This is a genomic window from Brevibacillus reuszeri (assembly GCF_002897295.1).
Taxonomy (GTDB): domain Bacteria; phylum Bacillota; class Bacilli; order Brevibacillales; family Brevibacillaceae; genus Brevibacillus; species Brevibacillus reuszeri_A.
In genome coordinates this window covers 26,288-49,924 of record NZ_BEXF01000011.1, presented here as the reverse complement: position 1 = coordinate 49,924, position 23,637 = coordinate 26,288, and the positions used below count along the sequence as shown (strand labels likewise).

Below are 23,637 nucleotides of genomic sequence, written 5' to 3'. Positions count from 1 at the left end.
CCTTCGGCTAGAATGAACACGAGAGCTTCATTCTAGCTAAAGGAGGCTGCGTTTATGACGAGCCATGTAACCATTTCACCGAAAATATTGTATTACGGTACACCAGTTGTTCTGTTGACTACAGAAAACGAGGACGGCACGACCAATATCAGTCCCATTTCTTCGTCGTGGGCATTAGGCAGCTACATCATTCTAGGCCTGGGACTCGGATCACAGGGCTTGGAGAATCTACGGCATAGACCCGAATGCGTAATCAATTTGGCAGACGCTAGCCTTTGGGAGCAGGTAGAGGCACTTGCTCCTTTAACAGGTCGTGATCCCATGCCTGCCTATAAAGAAGAGCTGGGCTTTCGCTATGAACCCGACAAGTTCACGGCGGCGAATTTCACTCGGGTGTCATCTGAGACGGTTCGTCCGCAGCGAATCGGGGAATGCTCTCTTCAATTGGAGGCTATCGTTCGCAATATCCGCATTCCTGAGTATGCAGAGATGTTTGCAATTGTAGAGACAGAAGTGACAAAAGTTCACGCACATAAACAGATGGTAAAAGGTGAGCATCACATTAATCCGGGAGCATGGAATCCTTTAATCTATAATTTCCGTCATTATTACGGATTAGGCAGCGAGCTGGGCAAGACCTACCGCTCCGAAACATAAAACGCCAGGTTCTTGGCGTTTTTTTCTTAACGGATGACAGCTCACGCCCATTTTCATTACCTTCTGATTAGGCTTGGTGGTATCATTTGTATAAGCGTAATCTAGATGTGGAGGTACCCAAATGGAACAACTTTTGATGGGGAGCTTTTTGTCCGCGATGGCGACAGGAGCGGGTGCTCTGCCCATACTTTTTTTCAAAACGGTTACGCATAGATGGCGCGACATTTTGCTCGCCTTTACTGCAGGAATCATGGTGGCAGCGGCAACCTTTAGCTTGATCCCACAGGCAATGAATAATGCGCCTTTTCTGATCGTTTGTCTGGGAGTTATTACCGGAACGCTGGCGCTGACCGTTCTGGAGAGCATGATCCCGCATATCGATCTGGAGCATACCCGTGTGAACATTTCGATGGATTCGCAAGCCCTGCTGATTTTGTCAGCCATCACCTTGCATAATATACCAGAGGGGCTGTCTGTAGGAGTGAGCTATTCGAGCGAGCAGGCAGGCTTGGGAGGCTTGATCGCTTTTGCTATTGGTCTGCAAAACGCTCCGGAAGGATTTCTGGTCGCCCTTTTTCTCATCAATCAAAAGGTGAGCAAGCCAAAAGCATTTCTGCTGGCGACTATGACGGGTTCGGTAGAGATTGTGTCTGCCATCCTCGGTTACTATTTGACGGGTGTCGTAGAAGGGCTGGTACCGTACGGCTTGTCCTTTGCAGCAGGTGCCATGCTGTTTATCGTCTATAAGGAGCTGATTCCCGAAAGTCATGGCGACGGTCATGCGCGCTCGGCTACCTTTTCGTTCATCCTAGGACTTTTGGTCATGATCGGAATGGTTCAGTGGTTCGGTTAAGCCTGTTTTCGAAAAGAGTCACGTTTTTATGTAACTTTCCCTCACAAAACAAGCCAAAAATACCGAAACCATAAATAGATAGATTTCGATTATGGAAGTAGGGAGTGTCACGATGGAAAAGTCTACCTTGATAGGTATAGTACTAGGTATTGTTGCAGTAGTCGTCGGGATGATTTTGAAGCACGCCAGTCCCAGTGCACTGCTGAATCCAGCAGCGTTTATGATTATCATCGTAGGTACTGTTGCTGCAGTTTTAAACGCATTTCCTATGTCTGAACTCAAAAAGGTTCCTGCCCTTTTCAAGGTTCTTTTTAAAGAGGAGAAACTCCCTGCCAAAAAGGAACTGATTGGTCAGTTTATGAACTGGGCGTCGATTGCCCGTCGTGAAGGCTTGCTGGCTTTGGAAAACACCTCTGATGAAATCGAAGATCCATTCCTCAGAAACGGGATGAAGATGATCATCGATGGTGGGGAACCAGATTTCGTACGCGATGTTTTGAATGAAGAGATTCATGCGATTGAAGAGCGTCATCAGGCAGGAGCACTCATTTTTAGCCAAGCTGGTAGCTACGCACCGACACTCGGGGTATTGGGTGCGGTAGTTGGTTTGATCGCTGCTCTGGGTAATCTGAGCGACATTGATGCGCTCGGGATATCGATTGCGGCGGCGTTCGTAGCGACCCTGCTCGGTATTTTTACGGGTTATGTACTGTGGCATCCATTTGCCACCAAGCTGAAGCGCAAGTCCAAGCAAGAAATTGAAATCAAGAAAATCATGGTAGAGGGACTCTTGTCTATCCAAGCAGGGGTATCCCCAGCAGCTATTGAGCAAAAGCTCGTCGTCTACATTCCATTCCAAGAGCGTGCTGATTTGAAGGAAGAGAAGAAGGAGGAAGGAGCGGCGGTAAATGGCTAAGCGACCAAAAAGACATGCTCAACACGAAGAGCATATGGATGAGTCCTGGCTGATTCCCTACGCTGACTTACTCACTCTCCTGCTCGCTTTGTTTATCGTTTTGTTTGCGTCCAGTGAGATGGATGCGAAAAAGTTCGATCAAATGGTTCGCTCCTTTAACGTTGCCTTAAATGGTGGTGTGGGTGTGCTCAACCAACCAAGCCCGGTACCACTTGACCCGCTCTTGGCGCAGCAAACCATACATAAAGGTGGACAAGAAGCGGAACGTGCGAAGTCCGAGGAAGAGAAAAAGCTGGAAGAGGCAGTCCGCAAAGAGACGGAAGATCTCAAAAAACTGCAGACTCAGCTAGAAGGATACATTCAGCAGAACAAGCTGCAGGACAAGCTGCAAACGAAGCTGACAGAAGAGGGACTGCTCATCACGATTTTGGACAATGCTTTGTTTGACTCAGGTAGTGCGGTTCTCAAGCCGGAAGCGAGAAAGCTGGCAGCAGAGATGGCAGCCATGCTCGTACCGCATCCAAAAAAGGTAACGGTGACCGGACATACGGATAATGTTCCGATCCATCGACCTGAGTTTCCTTCCAACTGGGATTTGAGTGCCAAGCGTTCAGTCAATTTCCTGAAGGTACTGCTCGAAAATCGTAACTTGGACCCAACCAAGTTTAGTGCGACAGGAATGGGAGAATACCATCCAGTAGCTCCTAATACATCGACAGAGGGAAGAGCCAAAAACAGACGGGTAGAGGTTGCGATTTTACGTGACCTGGCTTCGCCTCCGAAAAACAGTATGGCGCAGGTTTCGACCCAATAATAATAAAAAGAGGGGTAGCTAATTGCTATCCCTCTTTTTGTTATTTGGAGGAGTCATCACTCGTTTGTTTGTTCATCATAAGCAGCTCTTGTCTTTTATTCCAGCGTTTCTTAATCCATAATCCAATCAGCAAGATCGGAATCATGATCAGGAAGACGTACAGAGAAGCATTGTGTACCATATTTTCTGCCATGCGGCCGTAAAAGTAGAACAGAAATCCGACCAGGTAAAATTTAACCGCCCGTCCGATCGCAGCATATCCAATCAGCTTCCACAAAGGAAATTTCAAGCAACCCGACATGATGGTGAACACTTTAAAAGGAATCGGCGTAAAGGCACCAATGAAAACGGCCATCTCGCCTCTTTTTTGAAACATCGCAGTTGCCGAATCAATCCATTCTTTTTTGAGAATTTTGTACAGTACGGAGTGGCCCAGCCCTTTTCCGAGGAAATAGCCAACGGGAGTACCCAGCAGGCAGGCGATATATCCCGCGGTAGCAATCCATAAGGCATGTGACGGGTCAATCATACTGAGTGATACCTGAAGAAAGAAAACCGGAATGGGGAAGATGATCGCGTCAGCAAATGAATGGATGAAGACTCCCCAAATGCCATACTCCATTAAAAAATCCAAAGTGTTCTGAACCATCTATTTCTCCTTTTTCCATCTATCAATTCCAGCTCACCCGACTGCTCCAAATCGGCTGGCGTGGTGAGAGCGGCACATTTATGCCCAGTTTGGCACCCGCTTGTTCAAAAAAAGTAATCTCGTAAATATTATTGTACCAGTATCTGAAAGAACAATGTAAACATGTTTCTTATTCTTTAACACATCTTTCACATCCGCATCATTTTGGGAAGACCACTTTTCCATTATGAAAAAGGAATGGCTTTCCCAAAACGATCCATCGGCGGATTTTTTATTAGACCTGAGACGGAGGAGTTCCGATTTCCAGCTTTAACTCCTCCATACGCTTTTCGCCCCATTCGTACATCATCTCAATAATGGGCAAAAGGCTCATGCCCAGCTCGGTCATAGAGTATTCTACTCGTGGCGGCACCTCAGGGAAGACTTCCCGATGCACAATCCCGTCCTCCATCAGCTCTTTTAACTGACTGGTCAGCATTTTATGTGTGATCTTGGGAAAGAGACGCTGAAGCTCACTGAATCGGTGAGGACCTTCTACGCCCAAATGCCAGAGGATCACGACTTTCCATTTTCCACTAAAGATAGACAACGTCAATTCCTTGGAGCAAGTAAAGTCTCCGTTCCTGATTTTTTCTTGTGTTTCTTTTCGTAAATCTGACATTCGTTTCTCCTCGCATTTCAGCTGTTACTTTAATAGTACCTTTTTTGTAACCTCCGCACAAAAAAGTGCATTCTTATGTTGCTCGCTGCTGCCTCCTATAATAAATCGTGTGGAGAGAATTCTTTTATTTTAAAGGAGTGTCGCAGCAATGTCGAAAAAAGTACTGATCGTAACAGGCGATGCCGTAGAAGCTTTGGAAGCCTACTATCCATATTATCGGTGTCTGGAGGAAGGATTTGAGGCTGTAATTGCTTCTCCAACAGATACCAAGGTGTTGCATACCGTTGTCCATGATTTTGAAGACTGGCAGACCTTCACAGAAAAAAGAGGCTATCAGCTAGAAGCCCATGCATCCTTTGAACAGATCGATCCAGAACAGTACGATGCTCTGATTATTCCGGGCGGACGTGCTCCTGAACACATTCGACTGCACAAAGATTTTGCACGAATCGCAAGCCATTTCTTTCAACAGGATAAGCCTATCATGATCCTTTGTCATGCGAGTGTAGCACTTACCGTTATTGCAGACGAGATCAAGGGGCGCGAAATGACTGCCTACTTCGCATGTCGGCCAGAGGTAGAAGCAGCAGGCGCAAAGTACATCGAGACGCGCTTCCATGTAGATCGCAACCTGATTTCTGGTCACGCGTGGAACGACCTGCCGTCTTTGATGAAAGAGTTTGTAAAGCAGGTAAACGCGCTAGTGTAGGTTAAAAACAAACAGATCCGACTGTGTGAAGGCAGTAGTCCAGAGCTTGAAAAAAGCTCAGGGTTGCTGCTTTTTGCTATAATAGAAATTATTTTCGAAATATTCGTGGAGGTTACTGATGACAACTAAAAAGTATACTATTTCCGATTTGCTCGACGTTGCTAGAAAAGGAGACGTTCCCCCGCCATGTGACTCCACGCTCCAGGTGTATGCTGACTATGCCGAGGACGGTGTAGCCAAAGGGCGATGGGAGGTCGCCCCTTTATTTATCAATGGGAACGGAGTAGCCATGGGCGGCTTTCTTTCTGCAGCAGCCGATATTATGATGGCTTATGCGATCGCCTCATTATTGAATGATCAACAAAGCTTTGCATCTATCAATTTGCAAACGACTTTCCACCGGCCTGTTTTTGAGGGCGTAGTGGAGATCGAAGCCAAAGTAGAGCGATTGGGCAAATCCGTAGCGTACCTGGTAGCAGAGCTTACCCAGGAAGGTAAGAAGGTTGCCTCTAGCGTGTCTTCTGTGATGATTATGAATGGATAGCGATCTGGTAGTTTATGACGTGCATATCCTTGACAATTCAATATGAAAAAGAGATAATGAACGTAATAACTCAGTAAACTACTCGGAATACTAAAAATAAAGAGGTGAGCTTTTTGGAACGGACCATTCATATTCCAAGCGGTGATATTTCGTTAGCAGCTACGTGGCACGAGCCTGATATGTTAATAAGGAACAAGAACGTGAAGTCTCCCCTGGTGATCATCTGCCATGGCTTTATCGGCAGCCGTATCGGAGTGAACCGTTTGTTTGTGAAATCCGCCAGAGAGCTCGCCTCCCAAGGCTTTGCTGTATTGCGCTTTGATTACGGCGGCTGCGGCGAAAGCGATGGAGACTATGGAGCAGGCGGATTGGATGTGCTACTGAAACAAACCCGTGATGTTCTTGATTACGCATTTGCTCAGGAGCAAATCGACCATGAGCGTGTGAGTCTCTTAGGGCACAGTTTGGGCGGAGCCGTCGCCGTATTGACAGCGAGCCAGGATAAACGGATTCATTCCCTTGTTACTTGGGCGGCGGTTGCGCGTCCTTATGACGATATCGTGCGGATCGTGGGTACTCGGGAATATGAGGATGCGCTCTCAACAGGTTATACGGATCACTGCGGTTATTTGTTACAGGAACGCTTTTTCCAATCGTTAAAAGGGGCACATCCTTTGCGCCAAGCCAAGCAATTTGAAGGCAATGCATTGCTTTTGCATGGAAACCGGGACGATGTCATAGCGGTAGACTCGATGTTCCACTATGAGCATGAGCTGCATTTGCGCAGGAGAGGACGTTGCGAGACAGAGGTTGTGGTTGGGGGAGATCATACGTTTTCCTCGGCTGACAGCTACAATCGATTGATCACAAGCACAGTGAGCTGGCTGGGCAGGCAGATGGAAGTGGAGAAGTTCGCGGTGTAATGATAATGGGGGAAAACGCAGGATATACGTCCCGCGTTTTTTGTTATGGACGGATGGAGCTATCCTTTTTTCGCTTTGATTTCATCAAGCAGCCCTTGGCAGCCTGCCTGGACAAGCTCATACACGTATTCAAAGCGTCCAGTGTAATAAGGGTCTTCTACATTTTGTTCCATAGCATCTGGAGCAAAGTCGAGCAGGCGGTACACCTTTTTGCCTGATGGAGCCATGCGGTTCAGCTCACTCAGATTTTCTTCGTCCATGCAGACGATGTAATCGTAATCGGAAAAATCTTGGCGCTTGATTTGACGAGCGCGTAGTGTGTCGTGCGAAATTCCCTTTTGCGTCAATACTTTTTGGGTGCCGTTGTGCGGTCGCTCTCCAGCGTGCCAGCCGCCAATCCCGCATGAATCAATCGAGATTTGATCAGCCAATCCTTCCTTTTCCACGAGGTGACGAAAGACAGCTTCGGCCATAGGTGAGCGGCAAATATTCCCCAGACAAACGAACAGTACGTGTGTCATGCGATACTCCTCTCTTCTTACCGTTTGTATCAGGCTATGTATGTAAGGATACCATACGTCATTGCCAAAATAATCGCTGTTTGCTATAATGGGCGTCAGTTACCCCAACGATTAATTGCATACACTTGAGTTTTCTAGGGTTCCGCGGACGAGTCTGAATGCCGGTCTGGACCGAGAGAAAACCCACGACTGCGGTCGTGTACACGGAGGGATAAAAGCCCGGGAGAATATCTGTGATGGTATTCCACCCGAGGCTTTTTTTGCATGTGAAAAAGTCTCAGCCATCATCAGCTGCGCTGATCTTTTGGGGAACCATATAAACTAAAGGAGGGAGCTTGTCATCATGGGAAAAAACTGGTTGCTGGTTGTCGTTGCTGCCGTTTTTGAGGTGATGTGGGTGGCCGGACTGAAACACGCAGATAGCTTTTTGACATGGACGGTAACCGTTATTGCCATCATCATTAGCTTTGGTGTACTGGTCTATTCAGGGAAAAAACTGCCTACTAGCACGGTCTATGCTGTGTTTGTCGGCTTGGGGACAGCGGGTACTGTGATTAGTGAGATGGCTGTCTTTGGAGAACCATTCAGCTGGGCCAAGGTTGGGCTGATCGCCTTGCTTTTGATAGGTATTCTCGGTTTGAAGCTGGTAACACACGACAGTGCAGAGCCGCAAAGAAAAGAAGGTGATGTAGCATGACATGGGTATCATTAGTATTTGCCGGATTGTTTGAGGTCGTTGGCGTCATGGGGATTACTCAGGTCAATCGCAAGCCATCTTTGCGCTCTTTTGTCGTATTGATTGGCGGATTTACTCTCAGCTTTTTCCTGCTCTCGTTTGCCATGACAGAGATTGCGATGGGGACGGCTTACGCAGTGTGGACGGGGATCGGAACCGTCGGAAGCGCGCTTGTCGGAATGTTGTTTTACGGGGAGCCGAAAGATAAGCTGCGCATTCTTTGCATTGCACTGGTCATCGTTTCTGTGGCTGGACTTAAATTAATTGCCTAACCTGCTTGCGCTTTTGTTTTAAGACAGACATTTCCTTATGTCTGTCTTTTTCACATCATTTTTCTATTCTGCAAAAAACGACATCGAACTTTTCAAGGGCATAGTATAATAAAACGGTCTTGGAATATTTACATATTTTTCATGCGAGGAGGCCATTTAACTGCATGAGCTCATTTTGGGCAGCATTAAAAAAAGGAAATACGTCATCGGCTACGGCAGCATTGGGCAATACGGGCTTAGCTATCGTCAAAGGTTTTGCTGCAGCCTATAGCGGGAGCGGGGCTATGTTCGCCTCGGCTATGCACTCGATTGCGGACGCAGTAAATCAAGGTTTTGTGTTTTTTGGCAGTGTGCTTGCTGAAAAAAAGCCAACGCCGCGCTTTCCGACTGGATTCGGTCGGGTAATCAACCTGTTTTGCATGGTCGCCGTCATCGTGGTGACGATTATGGCGTACGAGACCATTATGGAAGGCATTCATCTCATAAAAGAGCCAGCTGCATCCAGCCATTTCTGGATCAACTTTATTATTTTGTTCCTGGCGATTGTGGTGGATGGCTATGTGCTGGTCAAAGCAATGAACGAGATTGTTCATGAGACCCGTGTCGAGGCAAAAGGCTGGGGAGTCATACCTGCTGCATTCCGCAATGTAGGACGGGCTGCACCGCCTACAAGGCTTGTTTTTTACGAAGATATTGTGGCAACTACAGGGGCGCTCCTCGCTCTTATTGCAGTGATCGTGACTGCGTTCAGCTCTTTTGCTCTGTTGGACGGGATTGCAACCATTCTGATTGGCATTTTGATGATCGGTGTGGCTTTCAAGGTAGGCTACGATAATATGGTCGGATTAATCGGTGTTGCTGCGCCAAAGGAAATAGAGGATAGAGTCGCACGCATCATATTTGAGGACCCGGATGTGACGGATATTAACCGCTTGCGTATCGTTCAGGAAGGACGTTTTTACCATGTGGAATGTTATGTAGAGCTGCGCGAGGGACTGACACTCGCTGTAGCGGATGATATCAAATATCGGGTGCGGGATAGCCTGCTCACGGACCCGGATATCAGCGATGTGACGATGGGAATTCTCGAGGACAACGGAATCAGTGACTGGAGACGCCCCGAGAATCTCGAAGCGACCTGAAACCTGAAATGAAAAACACCCCACACCTTAGTGTGGGGCTTCGTTTAGGAGACAGATACGAGTTGATCAGTTGGTTCCGTTTCCTGCTCAGCAAGTGGTGTAATCAAAATCCGTGTTACACGGTGATTATCCATCATCTTGACGGTGAACAAGTAATTTTCCCATTCGACTGAAGCGCCAACGGCAATCTCTTCTTCCAACTGACTGTATAGCCAGCCACCGATCGTATCCACGTCCTCTGACTCCAATTCAAACGGGATATGATCGTTCAGATCAGCCAGGGTGAGCATACCGGATACAGACAAGCCATTTTCCACTTTCTCGATCTCCGGTCTTTCCTCGTCAAACTCGTCCTGAATATCTCCGACAATCTCTTCCAGAATGTCTTCCATCGTAACCAGTCCGGCAGTTCCGCCATACTCGTCGATCACGATAGCCAGCTGCGAGCGTTTTTTCTGCATCAAACGCAGAACCGTACTAATTTCCATTGTTTCCGGAACAGTCAGAACCGGGCGAAGCAATTGGTCCAGCTCGACATGTCCATCCTGGAGAGCGGAAAGATAAAAGTCGGTTGCATGGACAAAGCCAATGATGTTGTCCTTGTCCTCATCCGCTACCGGGAATCGCGTGTGGCGCTGGCTACGGATGATCTCCAGGTTTTCTTCAAACGTATTCGTGGTATATAAGCAAACCATGTCTATGCGCGGGATCATCGTCTCCCGGGCCAAGGTTTCGGAAAAGTCAAAGACGTGTTCCACCAGCGCCAGCTCGGTTTGGTCGATATGGCCGCTTTGGTGACTTTGATTCACAAGAATACGAATTTCCTCTTCTGTATGCGCCGCTTCATGCTCCGACACAGGCTCGAGGCCGATGCGTTTCAGAAGGGCGTTGGCTGTTCCGTTCAGGAACCAGATAGCCGGGTAAAGCACTTTATAGAAAAACATCAATGGCGCAGCAACCCACAGCGAGGTAATTTCTGCTTTCTGAATGGCCAAAGATTTTGGTGCCAGTTCACCTAATACGATGTGAAGGAACGTGATGATCGCAAATGCTACACCAAACGAGATGGCGGAGATCAGATAATCAGGCAATCCTGAAGATCCAAGCAATGGCGTTACGATCATGTGGGCGATAGCCGGTTCCCCGACCCACCCAAGACCCAGTGAAGCTAGTGTAATACCAACCTGGCAGGCAGATAAGTAACCGTCTAGCTTTTGAGTTACCTTTTGGGCGTATACAGCTCGTTTGTTTCCTTCATTAACCATCTGCGTCAGGCGCGTTTGCCGTACCTTGACGAGAGCAAACTCTGCGGCAACGAAAAAGCCGTTTAGAAAGACAAGAAATATGACAAGCAGTAGGTTGAGCACTATCGGAACGCTATCCAAGTAAATAGTCATCCTCTCTAGAATGTTGTGAAAGTATACGTTCTATTTTATCTTGTTTTGTAACATCTCACAAAAGCGATAAACAACCGAAAAGGGCGTTTCTGACCTGTTGCTCATGAAGAGAGACTCTCAGATATCCGTAGCGCAGGTTTTTGAGCCCGGAGAAGGTCATAGATAGTCAAATTGCTGGGTCTGACAGTTCAAAAGCTTGAAACGCCCTTGGGGTTTTAGCGATGAAGCACTTGCTGTCCGTAGACAAAAAATGCGGATAGGACTGCGGCAAGGCCGAGATAGGCGGCCAATACTTTCCACTTCGTACTGGCAGGCGCTTCGTAGTACGTGGTCAGTCGATGCATCTGTTCATCTACTTCCGTCAGACGCTGGCGGGCGACGCGTTCACCCTCGAGGAGTACCTCAGAGGGGGCAGGACGGAACGGATCAGAGTCAATAAATTGAACAGGCTCACGCTCCCATTGCTTGAATAGCTCCCATTTTCGGTGCATGAACAACTTATCCAGCTTCAATTTATCCCGATCCAGCCGTTTTTCATCCTGGATGAACGGCATTAAAAAGCCTTTGTGCAGTTCTTTACTGTTTAGAGCAGTCACTTCTTCATTTAACTGCAAGCGTTTGTCCCACGTTGATTCCAATTGCGGCAGCTGTGCGGAAAACTGAAGAAAGTCCTCCAGCTTCGTGCGTTCATAATGGAGCACCTGATGCTGATAGCCTTCTCGCAGTCGACTCCACCATGTAATCAGACCGACGATGAAAATAATCACCATAATCGGTCCGGGCGAAGCGAATAGCATGATCCCCATTCCGACCAAGCCGACAAACCAGATTTTTGTAGACAACACAGAAACAATTCGTCCCCCATCCAGAGGAGAAACGGGCAGCAGGTTAAACAGATTCAATAAAGCACCGAGGTAGATGACCAATGCCCAAAACGGATCCTGCGTCCACCAGTAAAGCGGGAGAGCAGGTAAAAAGGCAATCATCCCTGCAAGCGGACCACCGTAGGCTAGATAAGCCTCCGTACTGGCATCCCGTGGCAGGTCCTTCAAGGATATCAATGCGCCAGCAAAAGGGATGAAAACAGCAGGAGAGGTAGCTATTCCTTTACGCTTAGCCGCTATGACGTGCCCCATCTCATGGACAAAAATCAGATAGACGAGAGCGACAGCGAATTTCCATCCGTAAAACATGGCATACGCCCATAAGCTGATAACCATCGACACCAAGGTTGTGCCGAATTTGGAAAACTTTAAAATTCCCAATAACCATTTGAGATTCGCCAGTAAAAAGGCACCAATGGCTAAGAGGACCGAACGGCTTTTTTTCATGCAGGTTCCTCCCAAACATCATGGCAGTTATTGATTGTATACGATGTAAGCCCAGGAAAGTTTCTTGGGCTTACAGTTTGTGTGCAGCCTAGCTTTCCAGGCGAGGATTGGTAAAAGTAAAGCCGTACTCGCCGTAAGTAGGATTGTATCCAAGAAGGCCACCGTCAAAATACCAAAAGTCGGTAGGCCGAATGACAAAGATAAGTCCTTCTATTTCAAAGACAGCATCGTCTGTCATAGCTTCATCCTTTTCAATGGCATAGAACAAGCCGCCAGTTCCTGGACCGCTCGTTCGTACGTATAAGCGCAGCGTATCTCCCGGCACAAATCCGGCGTAGCGCTGATAAGCCTGGGAAAACGCAGGCTCGATCACAAGCTCGATGCTCATGGGCAAATCCCCCTCTGTTTGTTACTGCCCATTGTATCATAATCAAATCAGCATATAAGCTAAGTACCCATACAAAAATACCCATCCATGCAGAATGGCTCTGCCGAATGGGCTGCCTGTAGACAGATGAGGCTAGTCCTTGCCTTTGCTTACATCAAAGGTCGGGTGCATGAAGCGTGCCCCGCTTATTTCCTTGTCTTCCAACAGCTCTTTGTTCTCGTTGGAGTTCCAGCCGATATCATTGGTTGGATGGACCCACCTGTCGCCAGCCATAATTTCAGGATCTGTCTCCGTCGACCAGTTGTTTAGCGGGGAATGTTCCGAATCGTAAAGACTGTCACCGATGATGACCCCAAATTCATTGACAAACGGCTTCTGAACATCTCGCGAGGAGTTTTTGAAATCAGGTGCGCTGATTTGATGAGGCAGCGTTCCGTCAAGAGAGATATCTTTGATTTCTTCGTTTTCCTGGTTGGTCTTGTCCATGCACTGGACCTCCTTCATACGAAGATGTCTCTTGACTAAGATGCATCAACGACGCGCCTCTTATACGAGAGGCTGCCTGTATTTCCCCTGCAAAAGGATGCGCCCAGCCCAATTAGTATGCTGGTGCATATGCTACAAAAAGGGGGAGATCCGATGCTTACCAGTGTCGTCATTCCAGTCAGAGACACAGCCGATCAGCTCCTATATACCTTGTTCAGCTTTAACCTGCAGTTTATTGGATTCGAAAAATTCGAAGTCATCGTATTGGATAACGCCTCACGAGATGGCGTAACTGAAAAAATAGCGGGGTTTGCTGCCCATTATCCCCTTCAATGTCTGCGGTTTCGGAGGACACTACCGCTTGCAGAGCTTTTGAATCGGGGAATGAAGCAGGCGCGTGGCGAGCTGATCATTTTCTTGTCACCGACGATGATCGTTCCGCGGGAGTTCATCAGTGTGCACCTGCATGCACACGAGAAGAACCCGAGACTCGTCCTGCTGGGACTGAATACAAGGCGTATTTATTCGGTATACGATCCACTCTTCAGTCCAATTCAGCATGCTGAATGCAAAGAATGGCTGGAAAATTATCCGTATATCAAGCGGCCACACTCCCAGACACAAGCAATCCGCTTGCTTGAGGAGGGGCAAATTGCGAATGGTCAGGCATTCCCGATTGGTCTACCTTGTCCGGAAGCGGAGAAGCGTCTTATGATCAAGCAAAAATACGGAGCGGGCTTATCCGGTTATCGCTGGCCATGGACCTTGTTTTCAACTAGGCATGCTTCTCTCTCTCGCGTCAGTCTGGATACGGCTGGAGCCTTTAAGCTCTTGCCACGCGTGGAAATGGAGCGTGATCTGGCGAAGCGCCTGATCAAAAAAGGAGCGATATTCCAGTTTGACGAAAAGCTGACGCTGCTGGGGCAGGAATGGGTAAAGCGAAAAATACTGGACCGTCCACCGCTTTCTAAGAAAAACCGCCGAGCGTAATAGCCCGGCGGTTTTTGCCTGCTAACGGTTTTCTTTTAACCGCTCTTGTGGTTCACTATTAATGGAGCCATCAGAGCGAACGGCTTCCGATTGGGATTTTGGTCCTCTGATTTCTGCGGTTTTCCCGAAGTCTTTTGCTTTGTTGCGTACCATGTCTTGTCCTCCTCCTCATGCCAGATGGACATAGTATGACCAGGTTTGAGCCAGAGAGGACAGAAATGAGATAGAGAAAGGATGGAAGTTAACATGGCGAAGAAACAGCGCAAGCATGAGCGTCCAGCTGTGCAAGTGGAAGAAACGAAAAACGGACTAAACAGTCTGAAGGATATGCTGAATGCCGATGCCCTTGGAAAGCTCAAGCTGCTGGAAAAGGAAATGAAGGCAGATAACGAACGAAAAGCACAAGAATTAGCAGAACAAAAACGTCGTGAGCAGGAAGAGCGCGAGCGAAACAAAAGCTTTGGCGAGCTCCTGGCTGATTATGAGAAAAAGGGCGGAGGCAAGTATAGCTAATGCGTGATGAGCAGCAGAAGGCTCGCCCCGACACTTCGAAAAATGGCATGATGAAAAAGCGCCAATTGGATGTAAAGGATGAGTCCATCAAGGAACGAGGCCGCCAAGTTCTCAATCGTTTGGGTAAAAAGGAGCCAAAGGAGTGATTTTTTTCTGTCCCATCCCATATAGCTAGGGAAGGGAAAGGAGGGAGATCATGGGGACAATCCTGCTCCTGATCAGTCTCCTCTGCGTAGCTGTAGGCACCTGGAAGCTGAGCAGGATTTACAAGGCAGACAAGGCAGACAACAAAACGATTTGGTGGGCCGTGGCGAGCGTCGGAATTGCGCTTTTTTTTCTTTTGAAACTGATGACGGATACCTTTCCAACGTAAAACATGCACCGAAAGCGCAAGCAACGCCAGGTGCATGTTTTTTGTTACCTCATTTATTCGTAACGCAATGCTTCGATCGGGTCCAGCTTGGCAGCTTTGTTCGCCGGGTACAGGCCGAAGAAGATACCGATAGCGCTGGAAAAACCGAAAGCGATGAATACGCTGTTCCAGGATAGGGTCGGGGGCAAATTGGCAAAGTGGGATATCAGGGCAGCGATGCCAAGTCCGAACAAGACGCCGATCAGACCACCGATCAGGCAGACGATTACCGACTCAATCAGGAACTGGACCAATATATCGCGGCGTCTGGCACCCAGCGCTTTGCGAATACCGATCTCTCGCGTACGCTCGGTGACAGAAACGAGCATGATGTTCATAACCCCGACGCCACCAACCACCAGCGAGATACCGGCAATGACGCTAAAGATCAGAGTCAGTGTGCCAGTCAGTTGATTGAACTGGTCGACTGATTCCTGCATGCTGCGAGCCATGTAATGATCTTTCTTTTGATGCTTGCGGCTCAAATATTGCTTCACCTGTTGCATGGCAGGAGTCACAGATGCTTTATCGATCGCTTTTCCCATAAACATTTGGACGGAGGGCTCTTCCTGCAAGGTTTGGTGGAAGCGAATCGGGACAAAGGCACCAAAGGTTTGCGCACCCATGTCGAACTTGAATTTCTCCTCAGTATATGTCCCGATAACAACGAGCGAGTTGTTTCCCCAACGCACGCGCTGACCAATCGGGTTCATTTGTCCGAACAGCTTTTCCCCCAGTGCTTCCTCCAGCACGACTACAGCCCGCTGCTCTTTGTCGTCTGTACTGTTGAAAAGACGACCTTTTGCTACCTTCATTGTCTTTTGCATGGCAAAGTAATCAGAGGTGGTAGCAGTGAGGTTAACCCGTTCTTCCTTCTTTGGACCCTTCATTTCGATGGTCGCGGAGTTGTAAGGAACGATGTATTCGATTGCGGGACTGATCTTGCTGAGTACCTCCGCATCCTCTACCGTCAAATCATCGTTAGACATCGTTTCTTTGGTTTCCCAGTTAATGTAGACATTGAAGGTGTTTTGCCCAAATTTCTCCATTTCCTGATTGATGGCATTTTGTCCACCCTCGCCAAGAGTTGTCACCGTAATGACAGAGGTAATTCCGATAATAATCCCGAGCATCGTCAGACTGGAGCGCATTTTGTTCGCCCAAATTCCTTCTACTGCGGTCGTGAAGCTCTCCAAAAAATTCATGTGACGATCACCTCGTCTGACGGGGTAGCAAAGAGTCGCTCAGTGACCCGTTCATCCCGAATAATCACTCCGTCCTTAAAAGTGACGATACGCTCGGCATGCTGGGCGATGTCCAGCTCGTGCGTAACCAGAATGATCGTGACACCCTGTGCATGGAGCTCCTGAAACATGGCCATGATTTCGATACCAGAGCGGCTGTCGAGATTTCCTGTTGGTTCGTCAGCCAGCAAAATGGCGGGGCGGTTCACGAGTGCACGGGCAATTGCTACCCGTTGCTTTTGCCCACCAGAGAGCTGTGTCGGCTTGTGGTGCATGCGCTCAGCAAGCCCTACTCGTTTCAGTGCCTCGGTCGCACGCTTCCTGCGTTCCGAGCGGCTGACATTGGCGTACATCATCGGCAGCTCTACATTGTGCAGAGAGGTAGAGCGAGCCAAAAGGTTAAAGGATTGAAAGACAAAGCCGATTTTTTGATTGCGAACATGTGCAAGCTGTTGGTCCTTCAGACTGCTTACTTCAATTCCATCCAGCATGTACGTCCCTGTATCCGGACGATCCAGACAACCTAGCATATTCATAAATGTCGATTTCCCTGATCCCGATGGTCCCATGATAGCTACGAATTCGCCCTGTTCCACCAGGAGAGAGACGCCTTTTAAGATCGGAAGTGTAGAGTCGCCCGTTTTATATGATTTCGTCAAGCCTTCTACGTGAAGCATTGTCGGCTGACCTCCTTTCCTGCTTAAGTGGGCTACATACCCATTCCTGCTCCGCCCGGCATCGGCATGATTGGTGTTCCATCAGACAAGGAATCAACAGGGCTCAAAATAATTTGTTCATCACCATTTAAACCAGATTTAACATGAGAGAACAGCTCGTTTTCTGTACCCGTTTCGATTTTTTGCTTTTTCGCTACGCCATCAGCTGCGACCCAGACAAACGTGCTGCCGTCAGCATCTTGTTGTACGGCTTCAATTGGTACTTGCAGCGCATCATCAATTTTTTCTACGGAAATGTTGATGTCGACATGGAAGCCAGGCTTGAGGGCAGACAAATCACCTTCAGGCGTTAACGTCACTTTGACACGGGTTTTTTCACCTTGGCCCGAGCTGCTTTGTGTGGTGGTTGCCGTTGGTGCAATCCGCGTGACTTTGGCATTCAGCTTTTGTTTTCCTAATGTCGTGCCTTCGATGACTGCAGTTTGTCCCGCCTTCATTTTGTTTACATCTGATTCATTAATATCTGCCTGAATCAACAGGTTGTCGAGATTTGCGAGTGTTAAAATTTCTGTTCCCTTGTTCACGTATTGTCCGTTGTCGGCTGCAACCCCGATGATGGTTCCATCTGCTGGAGCAACGAGAACGCTTTGGACGCGATCCTTTTCCAACTGACCACGTTCCACTTGCAGCTTATTGATTTGTGCTTGCTGAGAAGCGATTTCTTCTTTGCGAGGACCTTTTTTCTTGAGGGAGAGCTGCTGCTTGGCTACATTCAGGGTAGAAAGAGTAGAGTCTACCTGAGATTTGGCTTTATCCAGCTCCTGCTGCGTAGAGGCACCTGATGTAAACAGCTGATGCATCCGGTCGTATTCTTTTTTAGCTGTATCGTACTCGCGCTGCGCTTGCAAGACACGCTCGTTCTCCTGCGCCACTTCCTCTGGCTCATTACCTACCTGAGCTTTTGCCAGATTGGCTCTCGCCAGCTCCATTTGAGCTTCGATATCGAGAATTTTGCTATCGACGTCAGATGTATCAATTTTCGCGATGACCTGTCCCTTTTTGACTTTGTCTCCTTCCTTTACGACAAACTCTCGCAAGGTTCCGGCTACATTCGCGTACTGCTTTTGCTTGTCCTCAACAATAACGACCCCAGAAGTGAGAATCTTGCTTTCCAGAGTCGACTTTGTTGTAGTTCCGATGTTTACGGGCATACCCATGGCTTGTTGTGATCCTGTCATGCCTAGTCCGACATAACCGACGCCCAGGAGGACAACTACGGAACCAATGATCCACCAGCGTTTTTTCATGATTGATTTCCCCTTGTTTTTCTTAAAGTGATGAAATAAAGCGTAATGCCAAAACATTTCGTTGCTCGAAAGGTTATACGAAATGATTGGAAAAGGGTTACAGCTGTGGCGAAATATTTATGATTTCATCGCTTTTTGATAGGTTTTGACGTAAAGTACTTTACGGGTAAATCCCGTGATAAGATAAGGAATAGATGACGTTCCTTTGGAGGGGAGCTATGAACCAAGCGATTCGTTTTGATTACTCCAACGCTCGTGCTTTTGTCAAACCTCATGAATGGGAGCAGCTTGCTCCGGCGATTAGTCAGGCGCATGAAATGCTGCACAAAAGAACGGGACCAGGCAGAGATTATCTCGGGTGGGTAGATTGGCCCGAGCAGTACGACCGTGCTGAGTACGAACGAATCCGACAGGCAGCGGCACGTATTTCCGCAGACTCCGATGTGCTACTGGTCATTGGAATTGGAGGCTCTTATTTAGGGGCAAAGGCTGTGCTTGACATCTTGGGCCACAGCTTCTACAATTTGCTGCCGAAGTCCAAGCGGCGCTCCCCAGAGATTTATTTTGTAGGCAACAATATCAGTCCCGTCTACATTTCGCATCTGATGGACGTGCTGGAAGGAAAAGACGCGTCGATCAACGTCATCTCGAAATCAGGGACAACGACAGAGCCTGCAATTGCATTCCGGCTTTTTCGCAACTGGCTAGAAAAAAAGTACGGGCGAGAGAAAGCCAAAAAACGAATTTACATCACGACAGACAAGGCGCGTGGAGCCTTGAAAAAGCTGGCTGACGAAGAGGGCTATGAAACGTTCGTCATTCCCGATGATATCGGCGGACGCTATTCAGTCCTGACCGCTGTGGGGCTTTTGCCAATCGCGGTGAGTGGTGCGAATATGGATGCCCTGATGCAGGGAGCGGCAGATGCCAGAGAGCAGTACATGGTCATGGATCTGCATGAAAATCCGTGCTACCAATATGCGGCGATACGCAATGCGCTGTATCGAAAAGGCAAGATGGTAGAGCTGTTGGTCAGCTATGAACCGCAATTTCGCTTTTTTGCCGAATGGTGGAAGCAGCTATTCGGTGAGTCGGAGGGCAAGGACGGAAAAGGCATTTTTCCAGCCTCTGCAGAGTTTTCGGCGGATTTGCATTCTTTGGGACAATACATACAGGACGGTATGCGGCATTTGTTTGAAACTACGGTTTCTGTAACTAAACCTGCCATCGATATGACTGTACAGGAGGACCCGGACGATGTAGACGGTCTGAATTTCCTTACAGGCAAGCGCATGGGGTTTGTGAATAAAAAAGCTTTCGAAGGAACAGTGCTTGCCCACGTAGCTGGCGGAGTCCCTAATCTGCTCATAGAGATTCCGGAAGCCACGGCTTATCATGTGGGGGGCCTGATCTACTTTTTTGAAAAGGCGTGCGGGATAAGCGGCTATTTGTTAGGCGTAAACCCGTTTGATCAGCCAGGAGTAGAGGCGTACAAAGCCAACATGTTTGCACTTCTGGGCAAACCTGGCTACGAAGTGCAGAAAGCGGAACTGGAGGCTAGATTGCAAGAGAATAAGACGTATTTGACCGTTGCGGAGACAGCAGCCTATCTGGAGCTCCCGGAAACCTTCATTTTGGAAAGAATTAGCCAAGGACGGATTCGCGCCGTTCACGATGGCAATGAATATTTGATCAACAAGGATCAGTTCAAGCACCATCTGGAGGAAATGCGTAAGCTGCGGGAGTACGAGGAAGCAGCCAGGCATGAGACGATTCCCGAAAGCTATGATGTAAAAGATGAGGACTAAGCTATTGTTAGACTTGTCAGATGGTTGCCAACAGGACTATACTGGTCAATGAAAAAGGAAACGTAAACAACATAGACGAAGTAGCAACTCGGGGAGTCCTTCATGCAGGGCTGAGAGGATGGAAGCGACAGACCATCGACCCATTGCACCTGATCCGGATCATGCCGGCGCAGGGATATGGTTGCCGGCAAAAACTGCGCCTTGATTGGTTATATGCGTATGAGCCCACCTTTTCCTGCATAGGAGATGGTGGGCTTTTTGCCTTTGGTATGACCCGGACGAACACAGTGAGGAGAGAGAAGCATGAGTGATTGTCTGGTAGTGGGTGGAGGTATCATTGGTCTGAGTTTGGCGTATGAGCTGTCGCGCCGCGGCATGTCGGTTACGCTAGTTGAGCAAGGCGAGTGGGGTGGGCAGGCGTCTTCTGCAGCGGCTGGGATGCTGGCTCCTTTGAAAGAATTTACGGCACCGGGACCGATGCTCGATATGGGGGTAGCTTCCCTGCGACTGTATCCACAATGGGCGCAAACACTGGAGGAATTCACCGCAGGAGATGTGCAGTTAAGTCTGGAGGGACTGCTAACAGTCGCATTGGATGATGACGAACAAGAACAGCTGCAAGCCAAATATCGTTGGCAAAAGGAAAAAGGATACGCTGTTCACTGGCTCACGGGAAAAGAGCTGACCGAGGTTGAGCCGATGTTGACCGACAAGGCTCTGGCTGCCATCTATTCGCCAAGAGAAGGGCACATCAACAATCGCTTGCTGCTCCGGGCGTTGGTGACAGCGTGCCGACTGCAAGGCGTGAAGCTGCTCTCAGGATGCGTAGTGAGTGGAATTGCCGTCAAAGCAGGAAGGGTCATCGGAGTAGAAAGCTCCATGGGACCGCTTCGCGCAGGGCAAACCGTGATTACTTCCGGTGCATGGGCAGGGATCATGCTGGAGATGCTGAATGTTTCTGTGCCTGTACGGCCAGTTCGCGGACAGATAGCAGCCGTCTCCTCCGTGGGGATACCGCTTCGGACAGTCATTTTTGGGACGTCAGGCTACATCACGCCTAAAAAGGATGGAAAAATCGTGATAGGTGCCACAGAGGACGAAAGTGGCTTTCAGCGCGAAGTAACAATGGCCGGCTTGGCTAGCGTTTTAAATGGCGTCATGCCGTACGTTCCAGCATTGCACACAGCTGCGTTCCTAGAGGCTTGGGGAGGTCTTCGCCCGGCGACTGCCGACGGTAAGCCGCTACTTGGTCCGATCCCCGGCTGGACTGGGCTCTCTATCGCAGGAGGGCATTTCCGTAACGGCATTTTGCTATCACCAATCACGGCAAAGTGGATGGCAGATTATTTGGAGCAGGGCGGCACAGAGCATCTGGAGCCATTTTTGCCATCGCGTTTTATCAGTGAATAACACCTGGTTCATGCTTATCCTGGTTTTGAGTGAGCATCCTGCGTGGAAATTGGGCTAGTCCAGCCTATAATACGGTACACCTCCCCATAGGCACCTGTATATGGTAATAAAGAAACACCAGAAGGGGAGGAGTTTCCATGCAGTCTGATGAAAAAAACCTATACCAGGCTGACATACAGACCGTCAGTCTGCTAAAGGATATGCGTGAAAATGTGCACAACATTTGCAAAGATTACGTGGAGCAAAAAGTGCGCATCGAAGCTATCGACGGGCAGGTCATTGAAGGTGTCATTGTCGATTATGACGATCAAAATGTATATGTTGAAGTAGAGGATCCAGATGCGGAAGAAGAAGTAGATGATGAGGACGACTACTATCAGGTGGAGCAAGTCGCAAGTCATCAAACCTATGAGGACTGGGGAAATCCCTATTTTTCACCGTATGATGTCTACTATCCTTACCCTTATGGAGGCTACGATCCGTACGGTGATATAAGTCCTTATCCTGGTGGAAACGTAAGCCCATATGGCAGCAGCAACAACCCATTTCCGCAAGTAAGCCCGTACAGCAGCAGCAACAACCCATTTCCACAAGTAAGCCCGTACAGCAGCAGCAACAACCCATTTCCACAAGTAAGTCCGTACAGTAGAGGCAAAAGGCCATCACCACAAGTAAGTCCGTTTAGCAGTGGTAAAAGACCATCGCCACAAGTAAGTCCATTTAGCAGTAGCAGCAATCCTTGTGTTCCGATCAGCCCTTATGGAGAGAATCCTTACAGCCAGGTGAGTCCATATAGTGGAATGAATCCATTTCCGCCACAAGTAAGTCCATATATGGGCTTCAATCCATTCCCGCCGTTTCCGCCGGTATCGCCGTTTCCACCACCATTCCCGCCACCGTTTCCACCACCGTTTCCACCACCATTCCCACCACCGCCGCCACCTTGCCCACCAATGGGTATATCGCCGCAACCATTGCCGCCCGTTGTCGTTCCGAAAAGACGTCGACGTCGCTGCGGCGGTCGCAAAATCATCCCGCTTGCATTGTTTACCCTGCTTACCATCGCCTTGCTTTAATATGAAAACGAGCAACAAGTCTTTTGCCAAGCTTGGGCATAGAGGCTTGTTGTCTTTTTCTTTTTAGGGGAGTACAACGAATCGTTTTGTCACACATTAATAGAAGAATGGTTTCAAAGACAAAGGCAGGGATAGACGATGAAAACGATAAAAAGCAGCTTGCAGGGTACAAAAGGGACATTCGGTTACCTTCGAGAAGCACTACCAAACTTCACTCTGGCCAACTGGGATTATGAGCATGGTTTTTTTGACCGAGTACTGGATGACCGAAATATGGTCTTTCTGCGTTTGCCTGTGAATGTTGTGACCGGAGAGCTGGACAGTGAAGATGCGTGGCTGGAAATTGGCGAGCCGTTTGTTTTGCGCCACGTCTATCAAACAGGCGTCGAAGAAGATATCGGGTACATGGAGCCGATGGTTTCAGGTGTGATGAATCAGTTTCAGGAGCCAGTAGACAAGGATGCTGAGATTGACCCGAGATGGATTCGCAAGGCAGAAGCGATCGTAAAGGAATTGGAAAATCGTCTTGCATGAAGAACGGGCCTAAGTGATAGGCCCGTTTTTGTCATTGAATAGGGTCGCGGCTACGCCATATACTCGGCGCGGCCAGGTTTTCTAATGTAAAAAGCAGGAAACCTATTTCAAACGGAGAATGGTAGCCCATAGCCAAAAAATGGTTCGGGGAGAGTCGAAAGCATGGGATGGTTCCACTCGCTTACGAAATGGTACTGGAAAATTCGCAGACCCATCACCTTGGGCACGAGAGTAATCGTTACTGATGAACATAGAGGGGTACTGTTGATTCGCCACACGTATACGGTTGGCTGGTATTTGCCAGGTGGAGGGGTGGAGAAGGGCGAATCGTTTTTTGAAGCTGCTCGGCGCGAGCTACGGGAGGAATGCGGAATTACAGTTGATGTACTCTCGCTGTGCCACCTTTTTTATAGCGAAAGAGAAGGCAAAAGGGACCACATTGCCCTTTTCCATGCTGCACTGACAGATTCGCAGGAGCCAAAGCGAGATCCTGTAGAGGTTGCGGAAATGCGATTTTTCGCTTGGGACGAATTGCCTGATGATTTGTCACCAGCGACGAAAAGGCGTTTACATGAATTTCGAGCACAATCTTTTCAAGAAGATAGATGGTAAGGAGAGGGGAATTTATGCATTGCCCTTTTTCCTATGGTATAGTGAAAAAAACGAA

At 48.4% G+C, this 23,637-nt stretch carries 30 protein-coding genes, 1 pseudogene and 2 riboswitches; of the genes and pseudogenes, 20 read left to right on the top strand and 11 right to left on the bottom strand.

Annotation, left to right across the window (positions count from 1 at the left end; translation table 11 throughout):
* Window positions 1-54: 54 nt before the first annotated feature.
* The 4 genes from C3B52_RS18330 to motB all read left to right on the top strand — a co-directional run bounded on the left by C3B52_RS18330 (window position 55) and on the right by motB (window position 3,240).
* On the top strand, window positions 55-657 hold the full coding sequence (locus C3B52_RS18330) for a flavin reductase family protein (RefSeq protein WP_103107849.1): 603 nt from the start codon (window positions 55-57) through the stop codon (window positions 655-657).
* Window positions 658-778: 121 nt separating this feature from the next.
* On the top strand, window positions 779-1,510 hold the full coding sequence (locus C3B52_RS18325) for a ZIP family metal transporter (RefSeq protein ID WP_103107848.1): 732 nt from the start codon (window positions 779-781) through the stop codon (window positions 1,508-1,510).
* Between the two features lie 112 nt (window positions 1,511-1,622).
* Window positions 1,623-2,426 carry a flagellar motor stator protein MotA gene (motA, locus tag C3B52_RS18320; protein ID WP_103107847.1) on the top strand — a complete coding sequence of 268 codons (804 nt, stop codon included), beginning with the start codon at window positions 1,623-1,625 and terminating at the stop codon, window positions 2,424-2,426.
* Entirely contained in the window at window positions 2,419-3,240 is an 822-nt protein-coding gene (gene motB, locus C3B52_RS18315; RefSeq protein WP_103107846.1) for a flagellar motor protein MotB, read from the top strand. The genes motA and motB overlap by 8 nt, the downstream gene beginning before the upstream one ends.
* Window positions 3,241-3,280: 40 nt before the next feature.
* On the opposite strand, the gene C3B52_RS18310 is transcribed toward motB, so the two are convergent.
* Window positions 3,281-3,889: a YqaA family protein gene (locus C3B52_RS18310; protein WP_103107845.1), complete on the bottom strand. Its 609-nt coding sequence runs from the start codon at window positions 3,887-3,889 to the stop codon at window positions 3,281-3,283.
* 274 nt (window positions 3,890-4,163) lie between these two features.
* Entirely contained in the window at window positions 4,164-4,550 is a 387-nt protein-coding gene (locus C3B52_RS18305) for a winged helix-turn-helix transcriptional regulator (RefSeq protein WP_103107844.1), read from the bottom strand.
* A gap of 148 nt (window positions 4,551-4,698) precedes the next feature.
* Between C3B52_RS18305 and C3B52_RS18300 the strand changes: the two genes are divergently transcribed.
* From C3B52_RS18300 to C3B52_RS18290, 3 genes are all read left to right on the top strand, one after another.
* Window positions 4,699-5,259: a DJ-1/PfpI family protein gene (locus tag C3B52_RS18300; protein ID WP_103107843.1), complete on the top strand. Its 561-nt coding sequence runs from the start codon at window positions 4,699-4,701 to the stop codon at window positions 5,257-5,259.
* A 118-nt stretch (window positions 5,260-5,377) separates the two neighbouring features.
* The gene (locus C3B52_RS18295; protein ID WP_103107842.1) at window positions 5,378-5,803 is read left to right on the top strand and encodes a PaaI family thioesterase; all 426 of its coding nucleotides are present in this window, start codon (window positions 5,378-5,380) and stop codon (window positions 5,801-5,803) included.
* Window positions 5,804-5,907: 104 nt separating this feature from the next.
* Window positions 5,908-6,726: an alpha/beta hydrolase family protein gene (locus C3B52_RS18290; protein WP_103107841.1), complete on the top strand. Its 819-nt coding sequence runs from the start codon at window positions 5,908-5,910 to the stop codon at window positions 6,724-6,726.
* Window positions 6,727-6,785: 59 nt separating this feature from the next.
* Here C3B52_RS18290 and C3B52_RS18285 read toward each other — a convergent pair whose 3' ends face one another.
* Window positions 6,786-7,247, bottom strand: a complete 462-nt coding sequence (locus C3B52_RS18285) for a low molecular weight protein-tyrosine-phosphatase (RefSeq protein WP_103107840.1) — start codon at window positions 7,245-7,247, stop codon at window positions 6,786-6,788.
* Between the two features lie 123 nt (window positions 7,248-7,370).
* A riboswitch (guanidine-I (ykkC/yxkD leader) is annotated at window positions 7,371-7,475 on the top strand.
* Window positions 7,476-7,590: 115 nt separating this feature from the next.
* Between C3B52_RS18285 and C3B52_RS18280 the strand changes: the two genes are divergently transcribed.
* The 3 genes from C3B52_RS18280 (at window position 7,591) to C3B52_RS18270 (ending at window position 9,397) form a co-directional block, all read left to right on the top strand.
* Entirely contained in the window at window positions 7,591-7,944 is a 354-nt protein-coding gene (locus C3B52_RS18280; protein ID WP_103107839.1) for a DMT family transporter, read from the top strand.
* On the top strand, window positions 7,941-8,255 hold the full coding sequence (locus C3B52_RS18275; protein ID WP_103107838.1) for a DMT family transporter: 315 nt from the start codon (window positions 7,941-7,943) through the stop codon (window positions 8,253-8,255). The genes C3B52_RS18280 and C3B52_RS18275 overlap by 4 nt, the downstream gene beginning before the upstream one ends.
* Window positions 8,256-8,419: 164 nt before the next feature.
* Window positions 8,420-9,397, top strand: a complete 978-nt coding sequence (locus C3B52_RS18270) for a cation diffusion facilitator family transporter (protein WP_103107837.1) — start codon at window positions 8,420-8,422, stop codon at window positions 9,395-9,397.
* Window positions 9,398-9,441: 44 nt separating this feature from the next.
* On the opposite strand, the gene C3B52_RS18265 is transcribed toward C3B52_RS18270, so the two are convergent.
* The 4 genes from C3B52_RS18265 to C3B52_RS18250 all read right to left on the bottom strand — a co-directional run bounded on the left by C3B52_RS18265 (window position 9,442) and on the right by C3B52_RS18250 (window position 12,999).
* Entirely contained in the window at window positions 9,442-10,782 is a 1,341-nt protein-coding gene (locus tag C3B52_RS18265; protein WP_103107836.1) for a hemolysin family protein, read from the bottom strand.
* A gap of 227 nt (window positions 10,783-11,009) precedes the next feature.
* Window positions 11,010-12,125: a site-2 protease family protein gene (locus tag C3B52_RS18260; RefSeq protein WP_103107835.1), complete on the bottom strand. Its 1,116-nt coding sequence runs from the start codon at window positions 12,123-12,125 to the stop codon at window positions 11,010-11,012.
* 88 nt (window positions 12,126-12,213) lie between these two features.
* Window positions 12,214-12,513 (bottom strand): iron-sulfur cluster biosynthesis family protein, encoded by a 300-nt coding sequence (locus C3B52_RS18255; RefSeq protein ID WP_103107834.1) that lies wholly within the window; start codon window positions 12,511-12,513, stop codon window positions 12,214-12,216.
* A 132-nt stretch (window positions 12,514-12,645) separates the two neighbouring features.
* Window positions 12,646-12,999, bottom strand: coding sequence for a DUF3905 domain-containing protein (locus C3B52_RS18250; protein WP_103107833.1), 354 nt, complete (start codon window positions 12,997-12,999; stop codon window positions 12,646-12,648).
* Between the two features lie 129 nt (window positions 13,000-13,128).
* Between C3B52_RS18250 and C3B52_RS18245 the strand changes: the two genes are divergently transcribed.
* A complete protein-coding gene (locus C3B52_RS18245; RefSeq protein ID WP_235615771.1) occupies window positions 13,129-13,989 on the top strand; it encodes a glycosyltransferase family A protein in 861 nt (286 codons plus the stop codon).
* 21 nt (window positions 13,990-14,010) lie between these two features.
* Here the strand turns inward: C3B52_RS18245 and sspK are convergent, their stop codons facing one another.
* A complete protein-coding gene (sspK, locus tag C3B52_RS18240; protein WP_049736785.1) occupies window positions 14,011-14,142 on the bottom strand; it encodes a small acid-soluble spore protein K in 132 nt (43 codons plus the stop codon).
* 93 nt (window positions 14,143-14,235) lie between these two features.
* Between sspK and C3B52_RS18235 the strand changes: the two genes are divergently transcribed.
* Genes C3B52_RS18235 through C3B52_RS36525 form a run of 3 tightly spaced genes read left to right on the top strand, consistent with a single transcriptional unit; the run spans window position 14,236 to window position 14,875 of the window.
* Window positions 14,236-14,502 carry a DUF3886 domain-containing protein gene (locus C3B52_RS18235; RefSeq protein WP_103107831.1) on the top strand — a complete coding sequence of 89 codons (267 nt, stop codon included), beginning with the start codon at window positions 14,236-14,238 and terminating at the stop codon, window positions 14,500-14,502.
* Window positions 14,502-14,648 (top strand): hypothetical protein, encoded by a 147-nt coding sequence (locus C3B52_RS36530; RefSeq protein ID WP_164684829.1) that lies wholly within the window; start codon window positions 14,502-14,504, stop codon window positions 14,646-14,648. The genes C3B52_RS18235 and C3B52_RS36530 overlap by 1 nt, the downstream gene beginning before the upstream one ends.
* 50 nt (window positions 14,649-14,698) lie before the next feature.
* Window positions 14,699-14,875 (top strand): hypothetical protein, encoded by a 177-nt coding sequence (locus tag C3B52_RS36525; protein ID WP_164684828.1) that lies wholly within the window; start codon window positions 14,699-14,701, stop codon window positions 14,873-14,875.
* A gap of 53 nt (window positions 14,876-14,928) precedes the next feature.
* Here C3B52_RS36525 and C3B52_RS18230 read toward each other — a convergent pair whose 3' ends face one another.
* The 3 genes from C3B52_RS18230 to C3B52_RS18220 are packed head-to-tail and all read right to left on the bottom strand — an operon-like array spanning window position 14,929 to window position 18,142.
* Window positions 14,929-16,119 (bottom strand): ABC transporter permease, encoded by a 1,191-nt coding sequence (locus C3B52_RS18230; protein ID WP_103107830.1) that lies wholly within the window; start codon window positions 16,117-16,119, stop codon window positions 14,929-14,931.
* Window positions 16,116-16,835 (bottom strand): ABC transporter ATP-binding protein, encoded by a 720-nt coding sequence (locus tag C3B52_RS18225; RefSeq protein ID WP_103107829.1) that lies wholly within the window; start codon window positions 16,833-16,835, stop codon window positions 16,116-16,118. The genes C3B52_RS18230 and C3B52_RS18225 overlap by 4 nt, the downstream gene beginning before the upstream one ends.
* Before the next feature lie 32 nt (window positions 16,836-16,867).
* Window positions 16,868-18,142, bottom strand: a complete 1,275-nt coding sequence (locus tag C3B52_RS18220) for an efflux RND transporter periplasmic adaptor subunit (RefSeq protein ID WP_103107828.1) — start codon at window positions 18,140-18,142, stop codon at window positions 16,868-16,870.
* A 218-nt stretch (window positions 18,143-18,360) separates the two neighbouring features.
* Between C3B52_RS18220 and C3B52_RS18215 the strand changes: the two are divergent.
* The 6 genes and pseudogenes from C3B52_RS18215 to C3B52_RS18195 form a co-directional block, all read left to right on the top strand.
* Window positions 18,361-19,710: pseudogene (locus C3B52_RS18215) on the top strand (glucose-6-phosphate isomerase); the annotation flags it as partial.
* Complete coding sequence (locus tag C3B52_RS38095) at window positions 19,705-19,950, top strand: excisionase family DNA-binding protein (RefSeq protein ID WP_306418822.1); 246 nt, start codon at window positions 19,705-19,707, stop codon at window positions 19,948-19,950. The pseudogene C3B52_RS18215 and the gene C3B52_RS38095, both read left to right, overlap by 6 nt.
* A gap of 79 nt (window positions 19,951-20,029) precedes the next feature.
* Window positions 20,030-20,146: riboswitch (TPP riboswitch) on the top strand.
* Between the two features lie 107 nt (window positions 20,147-20,253).
* Window positions 20,254-21,360, top strand: coding sequence for a glycine oxidase ThiO (gene thiO, locus C3B52_RS18210; RefSeq protein WP_103107826.1), 1,107 nt, complete (start codon window positions 20,254-20,256; stop codon window positions 21,358-21,360).
* A gap of 137 nt (window positions 21,361-21,497) precedes the next feature.
* On the top strand, window positions 21,498-22,436 hold the full coding sequence (locus C3B52_RS18205; RefSeq protein WP_103107825.1) for a hypothetical protein: 939 nt from the start codon (window positions 21,498-21,500) through the stop codon (window positions 22,434-22,436).
* A 138-nt stretch (window positions 22,437-22,574) separates the two neighbouring features.
* The gene (locus tag C3B52_RS18200) at window positions 22,575-22,970 is read left to right on the top strand and encodes a YugN family protein (protein WP_103107824.1); all 396 of its coding nucleotides are present in this window, start codon (window positions 22,575-22,577) and stop codon (window positions 22,968-22,970) included.
* Window positions 22,971-23,132: 162 nt separating this feature from the next.
* Complete coding sequence (locus tag C3B52_RS18195) at window positions 23,133-23,582, top strand: NUDIX domain-containing protein (protein ID WP_103107823.1); 450 nt, start codon at window positions 23,133-23,135, stop codon at window positions 23,580-23,582.
* The last annotated feature ends 55 nt before the right edge of the window (window positions 23,583-23,637 follow it).

What these genes read in the sequence shown, in the direction of transcription:
- C3B52_RS18330 (WP_103107849.1), top strand. Translation starts at nt 55, where the DNA reads ATGACGAGCCATGTAACCATTTCACCGAAAATATTGTATTACGGTACA.
- C3B52_RS18325 (WP_103107848.1), top strand. Translation starts at nt 779, where the DNA reads ATGGAACAACTTTTGATGGGGAGCTTTTTGTCCGCGATGGCGACAGGA.
- motA (WP_103107847.1), top strand. Translation starts at nt 1,623, where the DNA reads ATGGAAAAGTCTACCTTGATAGGTATAGTACTAGGTATTGTTGCAGTA.
- motB (WP_103107846.1), top strand. Translation starts at nt 2,419, where the DNA reads ATGGCTAAGCGACCAAAAAGACATGCTCAACACGAAGAGCATATGGAT.
- C3B52_RS18310 (WP_103107845.1), bottom strand. Translation starts at nt 3,889, where the DNA reads ATGGTTCAGAACACTTTGGATTTTTTAATGGAGTATGGCATTTGGGGA.
- C3B52_RS18305 (WP_103107844.1), bottom strand. Translation starts at nt 4,550, where the DNA reads ATGTCAGATTTACGAAAAGAAACACAAGAAAAAATCAGGAACGGAGAC.
- C3B52_RS18300 (WP_103107843.1), top strand. Translation starts at nt 4,699, where the DNA reads ATGTCGAAAAAAGTACTGATCGTAACAGGCGATGCCGTAGAAGCTTTG.
- C3B52_RS18295 (WP_103107842.1), top strand. Translation starts at nt 5,378, where the DNA reads ATGACAACTAAAAAGTATACTATTTCCGATTTGCTCGACGTTGCTAGA.
- C3B52_RS18285 (WP_103107840.1), bottom strand. Translation starts at nt 7,247, where the DNA reads ATGACACACGTACTGTTCGTTTGTCTGGGGAATATTTGCCGCTCACCT.
- C3B52_RS18280 (WP_103107839.1), top strand. Translation starts at nt 7,591, where the DNA reads ATGGGAAAAAACTGGTTGCTGGTTGTCGTTGCTGCCGTTTTTGAGGTG.
- C3B52_RS18275 (WP_103107838.1), top strand. Translation starts at nt 7,941, where the DNA reads ATGACATGGGTATCATTAGTATTTGCCGGATTGTTTGAGGTCGTTGGC.
- C3B52_RS18270 (WP_103107837.1), top strand. Translation starts at nt 8,420, where the DNA reads ATGAGCTCATTTTGGGCAGCATTAAAAAAAGGAAATACGTCATCGGCT.
- C3B52_RS18260 (WP_103107835.1), bottom strand. Translation starts at nt 12,125, where the DNA reads ATGAAAAAAAGCCGTTCGGTCCTCTTAGCCATTGGTGCCTTTTTACTG.
- C3B52_RS18255 (WP_103107834.1), bottom strand. Translation starts at nt 12,513, where the DNA reads ATGAGCATCGAGCTTGTGATCGAGCCTGCGTTTTCCCAGGCTTATCAG.
- C3B52_RS18250 (WP_103107833.1), bottom strand. Translation starts at nt 12,999, where the DNA reads ATGGACAAGACCAACCAGGAAAACGAAGAAATCAAAGATATCTCTCTT.
- C3B52_RS18245 (WP_235615771.1), top strand. Translation starts at nt 13,129, where the DNA reads ATGCTACAAAAAGGGGGAGATCCGATGCTTACCAGTGTCGTCATTCCA.
- sspK (WP_049736785.1), bottom strand. Translation starts at nt 14,142, where the DNA reads ATGGTACGCAACAAAGCAAAAGACTTCGGGAAAACCGCAGAAATCAGA.
- C3B52_RS18235 (WP_103107831.1), top strand. Translation starts at nt 14,236, where the DNA reads ATGGCGAAGAAACAGCGCAAGCATGAGCGTCCAGCTGTGCAAGTGGAA.
- C3B52_RS36530 (WP_164684829.1), top strand. Translation starts at nt 14,502, where the DNA reads ATGCGTGATGAGCAGCAGAAGGCTCGCCCCGACACTTCGAAAAATGGC.
- C3B52_RS36525 (WP_164684828.1), top strand. Translation starts at nt 14,699, where the DNA reads ATGGGGACAATCCTGCTCCTGATCAGTCTCCTCTGCGTAGCTGTAGGC.
- C3B52_RS18230 (WP_103107830.1), bottom strand. Translation starts at nt 16,119, where the DNA reads ATGAATTTTTTGGAGAGCTTCACGACCGCAGTAGAAGGAATTTGGGCG.
- C3B52_RS18225 (WP_103107829.1), bottom strand. Translation starts at nt 16,835, where the DNA reads ATGCTTCACGTAGAAGGCTTGACGAAATCATATAAAACGGGCGACTCT.
- C3B52_RS18220 (WP_103107828.1), bottom strand. Translation starts at nt 18,142, where the DNA reads ATGAAAAAACGCTGGTGGATCATTGGTTCCGTAGTTGTCCTCCTGGGC.
- thiO (WP_103107826.1), top strand. Translation starts at nt 20,254, where the DNA reads ATGAGTGATTGTCTGGTAGTGGGTGGAGGTATCATTGGTCTGAGTTTG.
- C3B52_RS18205 (WP_103107825.1), top strand. Translation starts at nt 21,498, where the DNA reads ATGCAGTCTGATGAAAAAAACCTATACCAGGCTGACATACAGACCGTC.
- C3B52_RS18200 (WP_103107824.1), top strand. Translation starts at nt 22,575, where the DNA reads ATGAAAACGATAAAAAGCAGCTTGCAGGGTACAAAAGGGACATTCGGT.
- C3B52_RS18195 (WP_103107823.1), top strand. Translation starts at nt 23,133, where the DNA reads ATGGGATGGTTCCACTCGCTTACGAAATGGTACTGGAAAATTCGCAGA.